Below are 17,816 nucleotides of genomic sequence, written 5' to 3'. Positions count from 1 at the left end.
TAAAAATCTAAGTCGAATTTCTATCACATAATATCTGATTTAATATTCCTATTAGTAATTAGCTCTTCAATTGAGATATGATTTTTCTCATGAAGTGACAGTCCCTATCTTCAACCCACTTAGATATAGTACCAATACATTCAAACCCTAATTTTTCATAAAAAGGTCTTGCCTGAAAGTCAAACGTATCCAGTTGAATATAGCGGCATCCTTTTGTTTTACTGAATTCTTCCAATTTCAAAATCAACTTTCTACCTAGCCCTTGATTACGAAATTCATTATGAACCCAAAATAAATCTACACGCGCATATTTCTCTCTGTAAAAACCTGTAAGACCTGCAATAACATTTGATTTGAAATCCTTGACATAAATAGTGAAAGGCAGTGAAGAGGTCGAACCAAAAAATGGGGCGTTATAGTCAATTATCCCCTTTTTTATGATAGCGTTTATTGCTGAATTCTCTGTTTCATCAATAAAAATATCATTTTCTACCAAATTTTCCATTCGCGTCTCCACTAACAATCGCTTAATCTTACTCAGTAAACTGGGTTTGCTTTTCAAGACAGTATCTACGCTGACGGGATTAGATAAAAAGCTTCCTTATATTCTTGTTAACGGAGGCTCCCAAGCATCAACTCCTTTGTCAATTATCTCATTCAAATTATCTTCTTGCAAAACACCAGAAGTTAATAGAGGAGCAAAAGAAACTTTCCACGCTTTAGCTATATTTTCTTTCTGTTCATTCTTATAAGCTTGTGGATCATTATTGTATTTTTGTCTTGTCGATCTAACAATCAGTTTATATGAAGAGGTAAAAGGACGATCTAATGCGGTTTTTAAGGCAAGAGTTAGATTCGCTGGGCTTGGATCAGCTGCCCTATATTCAGAGTTAGGCATTTTTTCCTGCTCATCGCAAATAACTCTTACGAGCAGACCTATCGCACCGCTGGGGCATTCAGGCATATCAAGTCCTTTTCCACCATTAACTATATTAAAACCTCTTTGTATTTGGAAAAGTGTCCAAATTAACTTTTCTTTTAAAGAATTATTATTTTGCTCATTTGGGCATTCATTTTTTATTGCAAGCCAAATATAATTTAATACCGTAGTGGGAGTGCATTGAAATTGACCACTCAAGTCAGGAGCTGTCTTTTCATTTTTTATAAAATAGTCAACACATCGTTGTGCTGACTGTATTGCTTCAAGCTCATCTTGAGCACTTTGCAATTTCCCCGTTCTTGTATCATCACTGGAAGGTAAATGGCTTAATTCTTCAGCTTTGAGCTTGGCCTCTTTAAGCTTTGAAACTAGATAGCTATTAATTTCACTTGAGATTTGTGAAGATTGCTCACGTGCAATTAACTCATATTTTTGTTTGAGGATACTTAAATTTTTCTCTGTAAAATAAATGCTAACATCATTATGTGGTGATACCGTCTTTGCATCATAAGAAAGGTAAACCTCCATTGGCGCACACAAAGATAACAATTTTAATGTTAACTTACCAAAAAAGCCTGAAGTTACAAATCCATTTAAGCCTGATGAGGCTGCTGAGCTTACAAAAATATCATTAATAGATTCATCTTCCTGAATACCAAAAGATAGTTGTTTCTTAAAAAAGTGCATGATTCTCGCGGGAGCAGTAAGAAAAAGCCTAGTCAGTCCGATTTTCCAACCCTGCTCAAGCAAAATAGCAGTGCCTATTACGGCAGTCAGTAAAGCGGTAAATGGAGACACTGCAAACGAAAAAAAAACTTTACCTATTTTGCCTTGATATAACAGGTCTATAAAATTAAATAGTCGAGATATGGTTGCTAATACTATAAGAGGAGTGAAAAGTAGTGTTAATAAAATCGCACCTAACACTTTATTTAAAATTTTAAAGACTTCCATAACATCTTCCAAAACGAATGAACGGGGAATGTAATTTAATAGCGCATATTTGTCAAATATAAAGCAACTATAGGCTGGGCTGAAAAACCGCGTCTATTAACATTTGATTAATCGTAATAGCAGAAAATATTTCCGATTTGAATGAATTGAGACTTACTTGAAAAAGCTATTACCAACACCAAGGAATTCCTCTTTACAGTTCCAAAGTTCGGGCAGGTTTTCCCTCCCCTGCCCATGATTATATCGAATCTTACCTCGATTAAACGAACATTTAATTAAACACCTGCTTCTACTTTCTTTTTAATCGCCGCAGGCGATTCGATGACCGATGTCGGCATTCAACCAGGCGATATGCTTATTGTTGATAAAAGTATTGAGCCTACCCAGTCGCGAAGATTTAACGCAATATTCCAATTCAATCGGGTTTCGCTTGGTAAATCCAACCGATGATGTGAGGTATTTAACAACCGCTGCTAAATTTTGTCTTAAACGCATCTATCGCAAAGATATTCAATATCATAAATGTGGTGCGCTATTGGCAGATTTAATTGATAAGCAATATCGGCAAATGGATTTATTTCATCAACCCGCAGACGAGGACATTCTGCAAACAGAAAAAGTGATAAAACATATTGATGGGATTAATCAAAAATACGGACCGAGAACGGTGCGACTGGCAGCCGAAGGGTTTAGAAAATCATGGTCAATGAAGAGACAATTAAAGTCTCCCCATTACACCACACGATGGTTTGAACTTCCTGTCGCCTATTTAAAGTAAGTAGCCACTTAACGTTTTAAACGCTCATCCAATATACGACGAATCTCATCAGGGGAAGGTAGATTTTCGGGGATAAATATCCTACCGCCGGAAATATTTTTTAAATTATCTTTTTTAATTTTTCCTTTGGTCTGATTTTTTGAGGAATTTGGAGATTTTTTCATGATTTTGTCCTATAACAAATAAGGTACTTTTTAAGAGTAGCTCAAAATTTAACAAAGGGTTTTAACCATGTGTGATCGTTTCAACATCGATATCGATTATGAAAAATCAAAGAGCAATTCGGCATTCACCAAATTGAACCGCTTCCCTTTTCGTGCAATAGCTATTTCCTGTATTCTCTCCAGTGTGAAATGCTTTTAGAAAGAATTTCTTAAACCGCTGAGCTTACCCAAAAGCATATGCTTCTCACCTCGATTGAGCTTACGCTAATCTGAAAGATCTTGTCGCCAATTCACTGATGTAACGCTTCAGATTTACTTTTTCTAACGTTTCAACAAAGACCTGGTAAATTGTTTAATTGCAATCCAACCATGTTGCGGTTTTATAGGAACAATGACCTGTAGACCCTTTCCACTGGTCGTTTTAATGAACGATACCAAATTTAACTCATTAAAATATTTTCGAACTTCAAAGGCCGCGTCGACCACTGCTTTCCAAGGCACACAAGTGCTGGGTCCAAATCAATACAATCACATCAAAACGGTATTGATTTCGAGAATAAAGACGCCCTTTGGGTTCGGGCGTTTTTGAAAAATCCCTTTTAGCGTTGCTCTAACCCCATGTCATTCATCCATTTGATAAAGGCAAAAAAAAACCACCCGAAGGTGGTTGCAGATCAGGACGAGGCTTGCGCCTCAACTGAATCTACACTTTAAGTATAGTAAATAGTTAGACTTTTGCCTCACGAGATTTAGCACGGAGAAAAGCTTTTGCAATTGTTTCGCACGTCTCGTATTGTCTATGTCCCATAAGGTTTGTAGTTGTTTTGCAAGCTTTAAGTCAATGACATCACTTAATATAAAATCTCTCAATTGATAATCTAGACTTGTTATCGTGTCCCGAAATCTGTCATAGGATTCATTGCACCATAATCGTTTATCTCGCCCCACTTCTCTCCAAGTTTTACAAACAGTCAACTCACTTATAATTTCTTTTTTAGGCAGAAAATTAAACATTGTGAAAAGAATATCTCAATTATTCTGTAACATCGCAATAAAGGTCCATTAGACAAATGTTGCAATTTTAATACATTTTGAACAGCAATCAGATGGGTGATTTTACCCATTTAATTATAGAATCATCTAAGTTTTCATTGTGCCAGATAGTTTTTACCGCATATCTGGCAATGAGATAGCTAAAGACCTTAAGTACCCCTAGGTTGAACGGAGGATGGATTCCAGGTTCGAATGATCCTAGGGAAAATATTTATCTCTTAAAATTTATATAACGAGGATAGCGCCTGCAAAAAAAATCACGGATATGTACACTTTAGAGAACATGTTAGAATTCCGAACATTTTAAACCAGCTATAGGATTTAATATGCCCAACTTATTTTATAAGGACGGAGTAAACGCATTTCATGAAAGTAATTATGAAAAAGCTAAGAACCTATTTCTGCAATCAACTTATGAAAATCCTGAACATGCAAAAAGTTATTTTTATTTAGGTCAATGTCATTTTTTCTGTGATGAAAAAGAACAAGCTATTAACCCTTTAAAAAAATTTATTTACTTAGAGCAAAATAATTCTTCAGAAGTAGCTAATGTTTCTTATGCATTTGATGTAGTGGGTCAATGTTATGAGGCTGCAAATAAAGATACTGCGGCCTTAAGATGCTATGAGACAGCAACTCATGTTTTTCCATCTTGTGCTTCTGCTTGGCACAATATGGGCTTGCTATATCTAAAATCTGCTCAGCATTACCTCGAAACAGACCTACCAAAAAGTGCTAAATTTTTTAATGGAGCACAGAATTTTATTAAAAAAGCCTTAGAAATTTGCAGCGATAATCCAATGTTCTTACGTAGTATAGCCAATTGGTACGAGCAATATATTGAGCTTCTTAAAAAAGCGATTGAGGATGAAGAAACGACGCAGAAAAACATCACTAATAATTTTAATTATGCAATTCAGTATTACAAGAAAGCATTAGATGTATGTAAAGAAGATGATATTGGTCTAAAAAATATTATTTTATCAAATCTTACAGAATGCTTAGCGCAATGTGGTCACCATCTTTATAGAAATAAAGATTACAAAGAAGCACAAAAATATTATTTAGAAGCAATTCACTTGGATTCAGATCACCTTATTGTAATTAGCCAAATGGGAATGTCTCTTTTCAAACAGGAGTGCTTCCAAGAAGCAAGAAACTATTTTTCGTCTATTCTAGAAAAAACTCAAGATTCACAAGAAATCGCTGACGCCTGGTTAAATATTGCTTGCACCTATCGATTAGAAAAAGAATGGGATAAAGCAGAAGCGTCACTTAAACAAGCTAAAACATTAGCACCTGAAGATTCTTCTATTGCCGATGAAGAATTAAAATTAACCGATGCAAAACTGTCATCCTTGCTCATCTCTACACCGCAAACACTATTTAGTAACCTAAACTCTGTTCCCCAGAGTAGTGGAAATAAAGTTATTCAAGAACCAAATTTTAGCCCTATGTAAAATTATATTATGATTGATAGGCTTATTGCAGAAGATACTGAGCTTGATTTACTCAAAAAATTAATAAAATTACATCATGAAACACAGGGCCCTGAAGTAAAAAACAAAATTGTCCAAGGCTTAATGCTTTATAATCAAAGACACAGAAAGGATAAGGTTTATATTTATGATGAAATTAAAGGATTATTTAAATGAAGTTCATTACAAATATACAGAAAAAGGGATTAGAGATAATCCCAAAGACTTCCATAGAGGAACAACAGCTCTTATTATTTCGAATTACTTAAAAATATGGGTACCCCTTGACGATGCCTTTTATATGACTAATTAACTCATAATTGACCAGAGCGTTTTTAAACTTATAACCGAGATTAATAAACTAACCAAGAACATCAATAGATGTGCAGGAATAATTCGAGTTATATAAGCCGAGATGGGTGCCGCAATTGCTCCCCCTACCACTAATCCAATAATAATTGGCCAATACTTAATGCCAATAGTCAAAAAGAACATAATGGAAATGCTAATAGTTACTACACATTCTGCCAAATTTACTGAGCCAATGGTGTAACGAGCTATTTCGCCCTGAGCAAGTAAAGTCGATATGACAATAGCGCCCCAACCACCACCGCCTACGGCATCACAAAATCCCCCAACAAAACCAAGAATAATTAAATGCCATTTTCTCCGGGCTAATTTGTCAGGTATCTGGACGTCATAGATCACCACTGGATGTATTTTTTTACGCTGACGGATAAAATTAACTGCTTTATACACAATAAAACTTGCCATGATCAATAAATACAAAGCAATAAAAGGTTTAATTTGCACAGTGATTATGGTCAATAAGAAACTGCCAATAATTCCACCAAGTGCTCCAGGAATAACCAGAGAACGAAATAAATTATAATCAACATTTTTTAAAATTAGATGAGAGGCGCCCGAGAACCCCGTTGTAAATATTTCAGATGTATGCACAGCGGCGCTAGCTAACGAAGGAGGTATCCCTAAGGCCATTAGTATGCTCATACTGATCATGCCATAACCCATTCCAAGACCACCATCAATCATTTGTGCGCCAAAACCTATTAATACAAAGATAAAAAACCATGTATCCATTATTGTATTCACCTTGTATTTACTGGCTCTTTATCCTTGCCTAAACGCTCCTCCCTATCTTTAAAATTAAATTGAGTTGATTAGGCTAAATAAAATTACGGACTAATTTGTTTAGTTATCTCCTGTAGGATGCCAAGAACGTATCAACTCACCATCATAGTAAGGTACAGTTTGTGTAACATCTTGTTGTGCACAGGTTAAAATATCTTTTTCATAGCCTAATTTATGTAATCGTTTTGCAGCTTCTGTCCCTATCATTGCCGAATACAAATCATCTACTCCTTGGTATTTAATAACACCTGTTAAAAGCTTTTTGTGGGGAATATTATCGAAAATAAGCGAAGCAATATATAAATCATCCAATGCAATTTGCCCCCGCCAACCAGCCAAAACAATACTAATAAATCCACCATTGTGAATAGCAATTGAGCTAGCCAGAGCAGCACTTGCTTTTGCATTGAGGGCTGAACCAATGAGTACATGATTATTTATGCTTTTTGACGCCATGATACAAGCAGAACCATTTGTGGTTTTAATGGCCACGACTTCATGACGATTAAAGGACATTTCCTTAACCTCAGTCGGAGAGTTATTTAAATGACAACCATTTATTCGCTGACCATCTTCCTCACCAATGATCAACCCATCCCAATGGTGGATTGATTCAACAGGTTTAATAGCTTGAACACCTTTATCGAGTAAGGTAACAATCGTGCTGCTCGCTCTTAATACATCAATGACCACTACCGTATGATTTCGTTTCGCAGCAATTTTTGCCCCAGTTACACCAAGCAAAAACTCAACAACTAATACTGACATAATGTGTCAGCTCTTAACTGTCGTCTTAATGATTCAAGACTAATGACATCTTCAGGAAGAATATTACCAAGATTAACATCTACCCCTAGTTGATTAATAAACCAGGCTTGCTGTGATTTCTTAGGTGCTTCAAATATTAATTTTTCTGCTGGTAAAGCATTGATAAGAGTAAAAAATTCATCTGTGTTTATTTTTCCACAACTATCGAATAAGCCAACCGTACCTGATTCTCGTGCTTCAATAATAACTTTCCAACTACCAGTCTCTAACTCTCGATTTACCATATCTATTCTTTCATCAATGTGAATCGCATTATCAATATCAGGATTCTTATTACCAACTTCGCTCAACACAATGAAACCACAATCGCTTGCTTGCTTTATGCAATCAAGCTTTCTTTGATAAGGAATTGGCACCGCACCATCAGATATTTCAATGTAATTTAATTCTAGTTGCTTACATAAGTTCAAATAGGCATCAAAGCTCCCCTGTTTTTCTGCAATTTCATACAGAGTGCCACCAAAACAGACTTCACAATCTTTTTGTTGCAAGTGAACAATTTTTTCCTTAAGAATATCCTGTGATAATACAACAGCTGTCCCAAAACTAAATTTCACCAAATCAATATACTCCGAAGCAACGTTCAATAAGTCATTGAGTGCACCCACACCTAATCCTTTGTCAAGAAGTGAAGTTATCCCTACATCCCTCTTTTTAGAAGTTCTCTGAGGACAATTGATAAAGTCAAATAAAGTATTCATGTTGGTTTCCTCATCTTATCAACAATGCTGCATTACGCTCTATCCGCCAATTGAAAACGTTGGCTTAATTCGGTAAAAGCATTTAAGGTTCTATCAATATCATCATTGTTATGATTAGCAGTGGGAATCAACCTGAAAACGAGAACTCCTGCTGGAACAATTGGATAAGTCACCGCTATACAGAAAATATGATATTCCTCTCGAAGAGCCTGTAATATTTTTTTACCTAACTCGAGGTTACACTGTTCTCCGCTAAATCTTATTGCAGTAATGGGAGACTCTGTGGAGCCCAATTTAAAGCCTAGCTCCAACAAGCCTTGCTGTAATTTTTTAGCATTTGTCCACATTTTTTGGCGCAAACTATTATCTTTTACGAACTCCAGGGTTTTGAGTAACGTTGTAATCATTGCTAAAGGAATTGATTTTGAAGATAAATCTGCTCTGGAATTAAATGAAATATAAGAGATAATATCTTTCTCGCCTGCAAGCACTGAACCGATTCCAGCAAAAGTCTTTGCAAAGGTTCCAAAATAGATATCAACATCATCATGGCAACCCAAATGCTCAGCAGTACCACGGCCATTTTCACCCATTACGCCAAAACCATGCGCGTCATCTAAGAAAATTCTGGCATTGAATTGTTTTTTTAATTCACAAATTTCATTCAACTTGGCCAAGTCCCCGCTCATTCCAAAAACTCCCTCTGTAACGACAAGAGCACCTCCGTCACAATCATCAGCAGCCATAGTCAGCTGACGCTCAAGGTCATTCATATCATTATGTTTAAAGGGGTAAACCTTGGCATACTGTCTTGCTTGGGCTAAAAAAGCACCATCAATCATGCATGAATGAGATAAACTATCGATAACGATTGCATCTCCAGGCTTAACCAACGCAGAAATCGCTCCTATGACTCCCAAATAACCATAGTTAGAGAGATGACTTTGAGGTTTTTGTAGAAATTCAGCCAGTTTATTCTCAAGGAGCAGATGTTGGGCTGTGGTGCCTGTTAACTTTCTTGCCCCCATAGGAGTACCCAAACCATAACGAGCAGTAGCTTCTGCGGCTGTAGCAATAATTTCTTTATTATTTGCCAATCCAAGATAATCATTAATTGCCCACATTATCATTTCCTGACCATTAAAAATCATAGTCCGATCCGGATTCCCCTCAAGAATTGGCTCAATAAAATAATGATCAGAATTATTGTTAAATGCGGAAAAATTACTTGAAGCTTCCAAGCATTTCTCAAATAAATCGTGTTTGAATTTTTTACTCATGGCTAATTCCTTAACTATTGAGTGTGCGATGTTGCTCATCAATTAAATCATTAACTACAGCAATCACTGAGTTAATACAGGGTTTGGTAATTTTTTCCGGTTTAATTAGAATGTTTGCTTGTTTTAATAAATGGTTAAGATTATTAATTAGTTGTACTATCACCAGCGAATCAATGCCCATTTCAAAAAAATTATCATCTGTACCGATAGGTTTATTTTTATCCAAACCACTGACATAGCGAATTTCTTTTTCAATAATCTGCTGTAAATGCTTATTTCTTTCACTGATAGGTAAATCAAACCAGACAATACTTTCCTGAGTCAGCCTCTCTTCAGCGTTATTTGCAGCTGATGCTATCCTCGCGGTGTTACCCTTGTTTTTACTCTGCTTTTTTTGTTTTATGACTTGGTCATCAAGCCAATGTTTATTGGGTAAAAAAGGATAGTAAGGCAATGGTAATTCTGGTGTATTAAAAGAATCATAAACTCTCTTCCAATCAATGCGGCAATTAGCGAGGTAGAGAGTTTGTAACGCCTGAGAAATTTGTAACCAATCATCTTGATTTTTTCTTAAAGAAGGAAGAAGTTTTGTGGTTCTATCATCAGAATAACCGATAAAACCGCAAAGCACGGGCTGTGGCCCAATTTCCAGATAGATATTGCAGCCATTATGTTTTAAGGTATCGGCTACTGCAACAAAATTTACTGGTTTACGAATTTGATCCCTCAAGTAGGTCGCATCAAATGTTTTAACAATGTTGCCAGTTAAATCTTCAACCAAAGGTATGTGACCAACTCGATAAGTTATCTTGTTTGCTGATTCGTAAAACTCATCAAGGATTGAATCCATGCATTGCGAATGAAATGCACGAGTTGATGGCAACATTTTTGTGGAAATTTTTTCCTGTTTTGCCAACTCCGTTAGCCGTTCGATCTGCTCTAGTTCGCCGGATACTACAATTTGTGTAGAGGTATTGATAGCAGCCACATCTACTTTCTCTAAAGCATTCATCAAAATAAGCTGATTCACTGAGCTTAGCGTTGCTGACAACGCCAACATAACTCCGGTAGACGATGTCTTCTCCATCAACTTCGCTCTCATGCAGACTAGTTCTATAGCCTCCTCGAGATCCAAAATCCCACTAAAACAGGCTGCAGCATAAATACCAAGGCTGTGACCCGTTACATAAGCAGGAATTATCCCCCAATATTCCCACATCTTTGCAAGAGCATATTCAACGCTAAACAATATTGGCTGTACATATTTAGTGTCATTTAAAAGCTCCTGATTCTCTTTAACTAATTGTTCTATCACAGAGAATCCAATTTGTTTCTTAACCAAAATATCGCATTTATTCAAAACCTTTCTAAACTGCTGTGAGGTAGCATAGAGCTGTTTACCCATTTGCAAATATTGAGCGCCTTGTCCTGTAAACAAAAAGGCAATTTTTCCTGTATTTATACTTGGTGTTAGTTCTGGTGTGGAATGCTGAAGTTTATTGATCATCTCTTCTTTTTCAGCGGCATATATTGCAATTCTGTAGTTGAGATGTTGTCTCTTTAGAGCAGTATTAATGCATAAAGTCTGCAGGTCAGTAGTGGAATTTTTCAATAATTCAACATAGGTTGATTTTAGTGAAAGCAATGTTTCTTTGTCTTTAGCCGATATGACTAATAATGATTGAGGTAATTTCAGACCAGTCGTTTCAGCAGGTCTTTGTTCATACTCAGCTAAAGTGACGTGGACGTTTGTACCAGTAAATCCGAAAGAACTGACACCAGCATAACGTAGCCCTTTATTATTTTCCCATCGCAAATTTTCAGTGGGAAAAATTAGAGGAAAGCGAGTTGAATCAATGTGTGGATTAATCGTGCGAAAATGCAAATTAGGTGGAATTATCTTGTGTTTTAATATGAGCACGGTCTTAATAAACCCTGCTATCCCTGCCGCAGACTCTAAATGACCTATATTTGATTTAACCGCACCAACAATTAATGGATTATGTGCCGTCCGCTTGCTTGAAAAAATAGCACTCAGTGCGGCAATTTCAATAGGATCACCTAATTTGGTTCCCGTGCCATGACATTCAATGAAGCCTATTTCTTCTGGCCCAACTCCCGCATTAAGCAAACATTTTTTAATCAATGCTTGCTGAGCCAGGCCATTTGGGGCTGTTAAACCATTGCTCGTACCATCTTGATTAATACTGCTTCCCTTAATCACTGCTAAAATAGAATCCTTATCTTTAATAGCTATTGACAATGGTTTTAAGATAACAAAACCAAGTCCTTCGCTGCGGACATACCCGTCTGCATCCTCTGAAAAAGGCTTACAATGGCCCTCTGGAGATAACATATGTGCTTTCGTTAAAGCGATTGATAATTGAGGGGTAAGAATTAAGTTCACTCCTCCCGCAATCGCCAGTGTGCAATCTCCTTGTCTTATAGCATTGACAGCCTGATGAACAGCCGCTAGTGAGGAAGAACATGCCGTATCAATTGTCATACAGGGGCCATGAAAACCAAATAAATAAGCAACCCGTCCGGCGATCGCACTCAACGCATTACCTGAACCTAAATAAGGACTGATTGTTTCATTACCCTGCTTAAGTAATAAATGAGCATAGTCATTATTTGAAGCACCGATAAACACCCCTACATCTTGTTTACGTAAAGATTCAGGTGCTATGCCTGCATTCTCAAAAGCATGCCATACTGCTTGCAACGTTAAACGTTGTTGGGGATCAATATATCTGGCTTCATTTGCAGTGATATTAAAAAATGTTTCGTCAAACTGCTCTATTCCAGTAAGAAAACCACCTGATTTTGAACCTATTTTTCCCGGTTCATCATAATTTTCCGAATAAAATTCCTCTGCTTTCCATCGTTCACCAGGTACAGAACCTATCCCATCTCCCTTATTGACAAGAAAACTCCAAAATTCTTCTGGCGTATTAATATTACCAGGAAAACGGCATGACATGCCTATCACTGCGATATCTGTAGATACTGATTGTTTCTGTGGCGCTTCAGAAGGATTTATAGCCAATTGAGATGGATTAGATAAGTACTGTGCCAACTGATAAATAGTTGGATAGTTATATAGAATTGCAGGCTCAATGGCTTGACTAAACTCTTGCTCTAAAATGCCAGTAAGTTCCACCGCCTTGATAGAGGTTAAGCCAAATTCCGATAATGGTCTTTCTATATCCACAATCGAACTATCGCCTAAAACCTGAATTACACAATTCTTTAACCGCTCAACCACAGCATCATTAAGCTGTTGAGCTACCTCTTGAGATTCTATCTCCTCAGGTGAGAGCGTCATTTCATCTGCATGTAATTGGCGTAAACTAAGCGTTATTTTCAGATTACTCTCTAGATATTTTTGTTTTACCTTAAAGCGCTGTAATTTACCGCTGGTTGTTTTCGTGATGCATTTTGTAGTAGTTAATACAATGTCATAACTTTCAATATGCCAGGAAGCAATAACGTTCTCATAAATTTTTTTGATTATCTTTTTCTGCTCATCTACCAAGAGATTGCTTGATATTTCAGCAACAATAATTAGTTGTTCAGTTCCCTCCTTGATAATTGAAAAGGCAGCATAACCACCTTTTCGAATATTATCACTGACTCCAGCAATGGTTTCTTCAATGTCACTCGAAAAATAATTCCTCCCGTTGATAATAATTAAATCCTTAATTCGCCCGATTGGATATAAATGGTTATTCCATAAATAACCTAAGTCACCTGTACGAAAAAAAGATTCTTTTTTGCCGGAAATTTGGGCAGAAAAAACAGCTTGAGTCAGGGTTGGTTTATTCCAGTAACCATGAGCGACAGAGGAGCCGTTAATCCATATTTCGCCAATTTCCCCCTCTTTTTTCTCACATAAATTATCAGGATCGACAATGGTAACGTTTTGGTAGACATCTCCACAGTCAACCCTTTTTTCATATGAACCATTCACTTTAGTATCGGTTTCTTGATAATAACCACAGCTAACCATTAAAGTTGCTTCGGCCAGTCCATAGCATGGAAATAGAGCTTTTTTGTTGAATCCTATAGAAGCAAAGCGGGACGCAAAAGAGTCAAGGACCTTATGATTTATTGGTTCAGCACCACAAAAGGCATTCCGCCAGCGACTTAGATCAATACCTTCTAATTCTTCTTCTTTTATTTTTTTTACACATAACGCATAAGCAAAATTTGGCCCCCCACTCACAGTCGCATCGTGTTCTGAAATCATTTTTAACCAATTCACAGGCTTTTTTACATACTGGAACGGTGACATTAAAACAGCCTCTGCTCCTAAATAAAGTGGTTGCATGATGGCTCCAATCAATCCCATATCATGATACGGAGGTAACCAATTAGCGATGATATCGTCTTTTCGCAAACCAAATCCGTTTTTTATTTGTAATTGGTTACTCATGATATTTCCATGGGTAACCATAACACCCTTAGGGTCACCTGTAGATCCAGAAGTGTATTGCAAAAAGGCCAAATCAGAACCAACAGGTAATTTTGACTCGTCAATCGATAAATTTCGCTCTGGTGTTAAATTATCCGTAGAAAGCCAGTGAAACGTATCAAAATCCCAGTTAATATCGATAACGTTATTATTTTCGATGTAACGATTTGCTAATCTCTCAATCAGTGGAAAATTTCTCAGTGTTTTTAGCCATTTTAACTGTTTGATTTTGTTAACTATATCACTTGATGAAAGTACAAGCGTGGGCCTTGAGTCAGAAATAATATGTTGTAATTTTTCGATTAATTCTTTAGTAGACGGCGGGTAGACGGGAACAGCTACGGTATTAGATAAAAGGCAAGCGTAAAAAGCAACGATGTAATCAAGCCCAGGTGGGAAGACCAATAATACCCTATCTCCCTGCTTGGCATACTGTCTGAGATGATTGGCAACAGTCAATACTTTAGCTATCAAACCACCATATGATAAAGTCGCCACTTGGTTATATTCAACAAATCGGTAGGCTATTTTATCTGGCTCATTCAATGATCTTTCGAGCAAAACATCGATAATACTCGTTGTCATAATGTATGTTCACTTAAGGATTATGTTTTAAGGATTTCAGTATGAATGCCACACTCCCCTCCCTGACACTCCGTACCTCCCCATCGACCGTCACGCTCATGTTCTGCTGAGTCAATTTCCTTTTGTGAGCAATTTTTGCATCCCAAGCTACGATAGCCTTGTGCATATAAAGGGTGCACATCAATATGATTAACTGCTATATATCTCCAAATATCCAATTCAGTGAAATAAACAAGGGGATTAACCTTTTCCAAGCCTTGAGCAGACTCAATCGGTTGAATGTTAGCGCGAGTCTTTCCTTCAGTATTACGAACACCACTAAACCAGCATTCCCTATCTTGTACGGCTTGCTTCATTGCAGCAACTTTTTTATCTCGACAACAAGTATGTGGGTTTTCTTGAACATATTCTCTTTGTTGAAAATAAATTTTTTTGCAATTGATATTCCATTGCTGAATCAATCTATCAATATAATCATACGTTTCTTGAAACTCAGTATCGGAAATAAGAGAAAGGACAGTAACATTAGGAATAATACTTGTGACAATATGCATTAAAACCACAGAATCTTTACCGAATGAACTAGCAAGAAATAGTTGCTCCAAGGTATATTTTTTTGCAGTTTGAATAACAAGCTTGCGGGCGAATTGTACTTTATCGACATACCGCATAAAACACCATTGACGAAAAAACCAGAATATCTAAAAATGTAGAATCCAAATCCGATAAAGTCAATTTATTGATCAACTTGATCATATTTAAATCATAGAATCTGTTAATGTGCATTTACCCTCTATAGCCTTCCAGATAAAATGCCAACTTCCTCATGCATTCTGGCTTAAATCGTCCCAGTTTTAAGCTCATCTGCAACCGTCATCTTTTTATCGTCACCCCATCAATGGAGAAAGCTTTCGAGCCTTTTTCTCTGACTTCAGCGAGTAGCAAGACTTAGAGCAATGTATTAAGTACCATTCCATCACTTTTTTAAGATTTAGACTTGAATTTTTTTCAATAACCCTTATTAAGGATTCAACCAAAAACATATTTTATGGAGACAGCATGAACACATTAAGAAGAATGCCCATGTACCGTGATATGGGCCAGTTTTTTGATGATTTTTTCAATCTTCAAAAGCAGAATGATTCATCCTACATTGAAACAAGCACTTGGTCGCCTCTGGTTGACATTAAAGAAGAAAAAGACTGCTTTTTAGTCCTCGCGGACATTCCTGGGGTAAAAAAGGAGAACATTGATATTTCTTTAGAAAATCACGCTCTGACCCTTAAAGGCGAGCGTCAGTTTGAAAAAACCGAGCAACATCAAGGCTATACAAGAAGAGAGCGTACTCAAGGTCAATTTTATCGTCGCTTTACCCTTCCTCAAACTGCGGATGATGCAAAAATCACTGCACGATATATTAATGGAGTTCTTGAAATCAGAATACCTAAAAGAGAAGCTGCGACCGAGAAGAAAATCGAGGTTAATGTAGAAGAATAATCCACTAAGGCCTCTTTATGAGGCCTTTATATTTATAATGCAATAAAAACATAGTTTAAGATTTGACTAATTGAGCAATCGCCTCGACCCAAGATTTATTGTTATTCAAACAAGGAATTAAAGTAAATTCTTTTCCTCCTAAATCAATCCACTGCTCTTTAAGGCGCATCCCTACTTCTTCTAATGTTTCCAAACAATCAACTACAAAAGAAGGACAAGCAACTGCGAGATGTTGCGTTCCCCGCTCAATCAGTTCAGATAATAATTCATCCGTATAGGGTTTTATCCAAGGTGTTTTTCCAAGTCTTGATTGAAATGCCGTAGTATATTGATGTGCGTCTAACTTTAATTCTTTCGCAAGCAAACGACTTGTTTCAAAACATTGCGCCCGATAGCACGCTTGATTTTCCAAGCTTATTGAAGGGCAGTCTTTGGAGCATACCGTCTTGCATCCACTTTTAATAATGTGACGCTCAGGAAGGCCGTGATAACTAAATAATAAATGACAGTCCTTGTTTAAATGGCTTTGAATGACTTCACTTTGTGAAGCAATGTAGGCTGAATGATCATAAAAATCACGAACTACATGAAGCGATGGAATCACATCTCTTTGAGATAAGACGCGCATTACTTCTTCAATCGATGAGCCCGTGGCAGCAGAAGAATACTGAGGATATAAAGGAAGAATGGTAATTTCGTCGCATGTTTTTAATTGCTCGAGGGCTTGCTCTATGGAAGGAGTGCCATAACGCATGCCTAATGCCACGTGATATTGCTCTCCCAAGCGCTGTTGGGTAGAAATTGCCAAGTCCTGACTATACATCATTAAAGGCGAGCCTCGAGAGGTCCATATCGATTGATACGCATGAGCTGTATTCTTTGCTCTAAAAGGCGCGACTAGTCCATATACCAAAAGATAACGAACCATCGCTGGCAAATCAATCACTCGTTTATCTGTCAAAAACTCTCGCAAATAACGCTTAATGTTTCGCATCTTAGTAGAATCTGGAGTACCTAAATTAATTAATAACAATCCTTTCTTCATATAGCGGTTCTTTTAAAAAAAGTGCATCATAACTTATCATCAATACGCTTAACAGCAGTAAATACCTCTAAGGGTTGCAATAATCACAATAAGTAGGGTCGGCTTTTAACAAACCATCTCGTCGCATTTTGTATTCTTGGTGTTCACAACCAATACAACCCCAAACCTCTTCTTCATAAAAGGAGGTTGGAGAGCCACACAGCGCGCAAGGTAATGCGCCTTTAGTCGTTTTGAATCCAAAGCCTGGGCGTTGACATCGAGCACAAAGACTAGCAATTCGTTGTGTTAATTTATCCGCTAGCTCTCCAATCACCACCATTCGAGTAGGATTCATCATTGCACGCATGTCGGTTGCTAAAAGGAGCTCTTTTTCAGTTTTAAACCCAAGATCCAGATAGCGAGCCAAGCATTCTAAATTATTAACCCCCTTCGCCAACACATATTTATTGGAGGTCGCTTGTATAATGAGTGCATGAGATGGAAATCGAACTTGCTTAAGAAAGGCATTCAGATCCGTATTTTTGTTAATCGTTAACATTGCATAATTTGTTTTTTGACTTACTAGTTGCTCTGCTATCACCCAATCTCGCGTTCTATCAACAAACACCATCAGCTCGTGGGAGCTTGGAACAAACGGAAAGGCAGGATGAGGCCCAAAGCTTCCCTCAGAGGCAACAGCAAGTGCATAGTTATAGCGTTTTGCTGCTGTTTTAGCCTTTAAGAGGCAGGTTTCATAAGGGCTCCGAATTCGCGCAATCTCTCCGGTAAACGTCCCAAACTGATCTGTATCAAACTCGTGCACCCGTAAGGTGCACGATAATCTAGTCATAAAAGGTGCAGCCATTGCTTGCTCCTTTTCATGTTTTGACGCTAATAAAATATTT

At 37.2% G+C, this 17,816-nt stretch carries 16 protein-coding genes and 1 pseudogene; 5 read left to right on the top strand and 12 right to left on the bottom strand.

All coding sequences use genetic code 11. From position 1 onward, the window contains the following. Positions 1-58: 58 nt before the first annotated feature. Both PXX05_RS05690 and PXX05_RS05685 read right to left on the bottom strand, forming a co-directional pair. Positions 59-505: a GNAT family N-acetyltransferase gene (locus tag PXX05_RS05690; RefSeq protein WP_275090094.1), complete on the bottom strand. Its 447-nt coding sequence runs from the start codon at positions 503-505 to the stop codon at positions 59-61. A 96-nt stretch (positions 506-601) separates the two neighbouring features. Then, the gene (locus PXX05_RS05685; RefSeq protein ID WP_275090093.1) at positions 602-1,894 is read right to left on the bottom strand and encodes a hypothetical protein; all 1,293 of its coding nucleotides are present in this window, start codon (positions 1,892-1,894) and stop codon (positions 602-604) included. 185 nt (positions 1,895-2,079) lie between these two features. Here PXX05_RS05685 and PXX05_RS15130 point away from each other — a divergent pair. After that, a pseudogene (locus tag PXX05_RS15130) lies at positions 2,080-2,287 on the top strand (LexA family protein); the annotation flags it as partial. Further along, a complete protein-coding gene (locus PXX05_RS15085) occupies positions 2,223-2,672 on the top strand; it encodes a DUF4113 domain-containing protein (protein WP_420844633.1) in 450 nt (149 codons plus the stop codon). The pseudogene PXX05_RS15130 and the gene PXX05_RS15085, both read left to right, overlap by 65 nt. A gap of 8 nt (positions 2,673-2,680) precedes the next feature. Here the strand turns inward: PXX05_RS15085 and PXX05_RS05670 are convergent, their stop codons facing one another. Then, positions 2,681-2,836, bottom strand: a complete 156-nt coding sequence (locus PXX05_RS05670) for a hypothetical protein (protein WP_275090091.1) — start codon at positions 2,834-2,836, stop codon at positions 2,681-2,683. A 321-nt stretch (positions 2,837-3,157) separates the two neighbouring features. Continuing rightward, entirely contained in the window at positions 3,158-3,322 is a 165-nt protein-coding gene (gene ligD, locus PXX05_RS15080) for a non-homologous end-joining DNA ligase LigD (protein WP_338034435.1), read from the bottom strand. 893 nt (positions 3,323-4,215) lie between these two features. Here ligD and PXX05_RS05665 point away from each other — a divergent pair. Continuing rightward, the gene (locus PXX05_RS05665; RefSeq protein ID WP_275090090.1) at positions 4,216-5,349 is read left to right on the top strand and encodes a tetratricopeptide repeat protein; all 1,134 of its coding nucleotides are present in this window, start codon (positions 4,216-4,218) and stop codon (positions 5,347-5,349) included. A 9-nt stretch (positions 5,350-5,358) separates the two neighbouring features. Beyond that, a complete protein-coding gene (locus tag PXX05_RS05660) occupies positions 5,359-5,544 on the top strand; it encodes a hypothetical protein (protein WP_275090089.1) in 186 nt (61 codons plus the stop codon). A gap of 132 nt (positions 5,545-5,676) precedes the next feature. Here the strand turns inward: PXX05_RS05660 and PXX05_RS05655 are convergent, their stop codons facing one another. The 6 genes from PXX05_RS05655 to PXX05_RS05630 form a co-directional block, all read right to left on the bottom strand. Further along, complete coding sequence (locus tag PXX05_RS05655; protein ID WP_275090088.1) at positions 5,677-6,468, bottom strand: sulfite exporter TauE/SafE family protein; 792 nt, start codon at positions 6,466-6,468, stop codon at positions 5,677-5,679. A 111-nt stretch (positions 6,469-6,579) separates the two neighbouring features. Next, on the bottom strand, positions 6,580-7,287 hold the full coding sequence (locus PXX05_RS05650; protein WP_275090087.1) for a 2-phosphosulfolactate phosphatase: 708 nt from the start codon (positions 7,285-7,287) through the stop codon (positions 6,580-6,582). Continuing rightward, entirely contained in the window at positions 7,275-8,048 is a 774-nt protein-coding gene (locus PXX05_RS05645; protein ID WP_275090086.1) for a phosphosulfolactate synthase, read from the bottom strand. Before PXX05_RS05645 ends, PXX05_RS05650 begins: the two co-directional genes overlap by 13 nt. Positions 8,049-8,080: 32 nt before the next feature. Beyond that, complete coding sequence (locus PXX05_RS05640; RefSeq protein WP_275090085.1) at positions 8,081-9,328, bottom strand: aminotransferase class I/II-fold pyridoxal phosphate-dependent enzyme; 1,248 nt, start codon at positions 9,326-9,328, stop codon at positions 8,081-8,083. Positions 9,329-9,338: 10 nt separating this feature from the next. Beyond that, positions 9,339-14,390: a type I polyketide synthase gene (locus PXX05_RS05635; RefSeq protein WP_275090084.1), complete on the bottom strand. Its 5,052-nt coding sequence runs from the start codon at positions 14,388-14,390 to the stop codon at positions 9,339-9,341. A 20-nt stretch (positions 14,391-14,410) separates the two neighbouring features. Next, positions 14,411-15,061, bottom strand: coding sequence for a phosphoadenylyl-sulfate reductase (locus tag PXX05_RS05630; RefSeq protein WP_275090083.1), 651 nt, complete (start codon positions 15,059-15,061; stop codon positions 14,411-14,413). Positions 15,062-15,449: 388 nt separating this feature from the next. Here PXX05_RS05630 and PXX05_RS05625 point away from each other — a divergent pair, with 388 nt between their 5' ends. Next, positions 15,450-15,887 carry an Hsp20/alpha crystallin family protein gene (locus tag PXX05_RS05625; protein WP_275090082.1) on the top strand — a complete coding sequence of 146 codons (438 nt, stop codon included), beginning with the start codon at positions 15,450-15,452 and terminating at the stop codon, positions 15,885-15,887. Between the two features lie 55 nt (positions 15,888-15,942). On the opposite strand, the gene hemH is transcribed toward PXX05_RS05625, so the two are convergent. Together hemH and PXX05_RS05615 are read right to left on the bottom strand one after the other, a co-directional pair. Then, positions 15,943-16,932, bottom strand: a complete 990-nt coding sequence (gene hemH, locus PXX05_RS05620) for a ferrochelatase (RefSeq protein ID WP_275090081.1) — start codon at positions 16,930-16,932, stop codon at positions 15,943-15,945. 67 nt (positions 16,933-16,999) lie between these two features. Continuing rightward, positions 17,000-17,776: a DUF6671 family protein gene (locus PXX05_RS05615; RefSeq protein WP_275090080.1), complete on the bottom strand. Its 777-nt coding sequence runs from the start codon at positions 17,774-17,776 to the stop codon at positions 17,000-17,002. Positions 17,777-17,816 lie beyond the last annotated feature (40 nt).

Origin of the sequence: Legionella cardiaca (genome assembly GCF_029026145.1) — a bacterium.
Taxonomy (GTDB): domain Bacteria; phylum Pseudomonadota; class Gammaproteobacteria; order Legionellales; family Legionellaceae; genus Tatlockia; species Tatlockia cardiaca.
The sequence above is the reverse complement of the archived record's forward strand: the minus strand, read 5'-3'. Positions and strand labels throughout refer to the sequence as shown.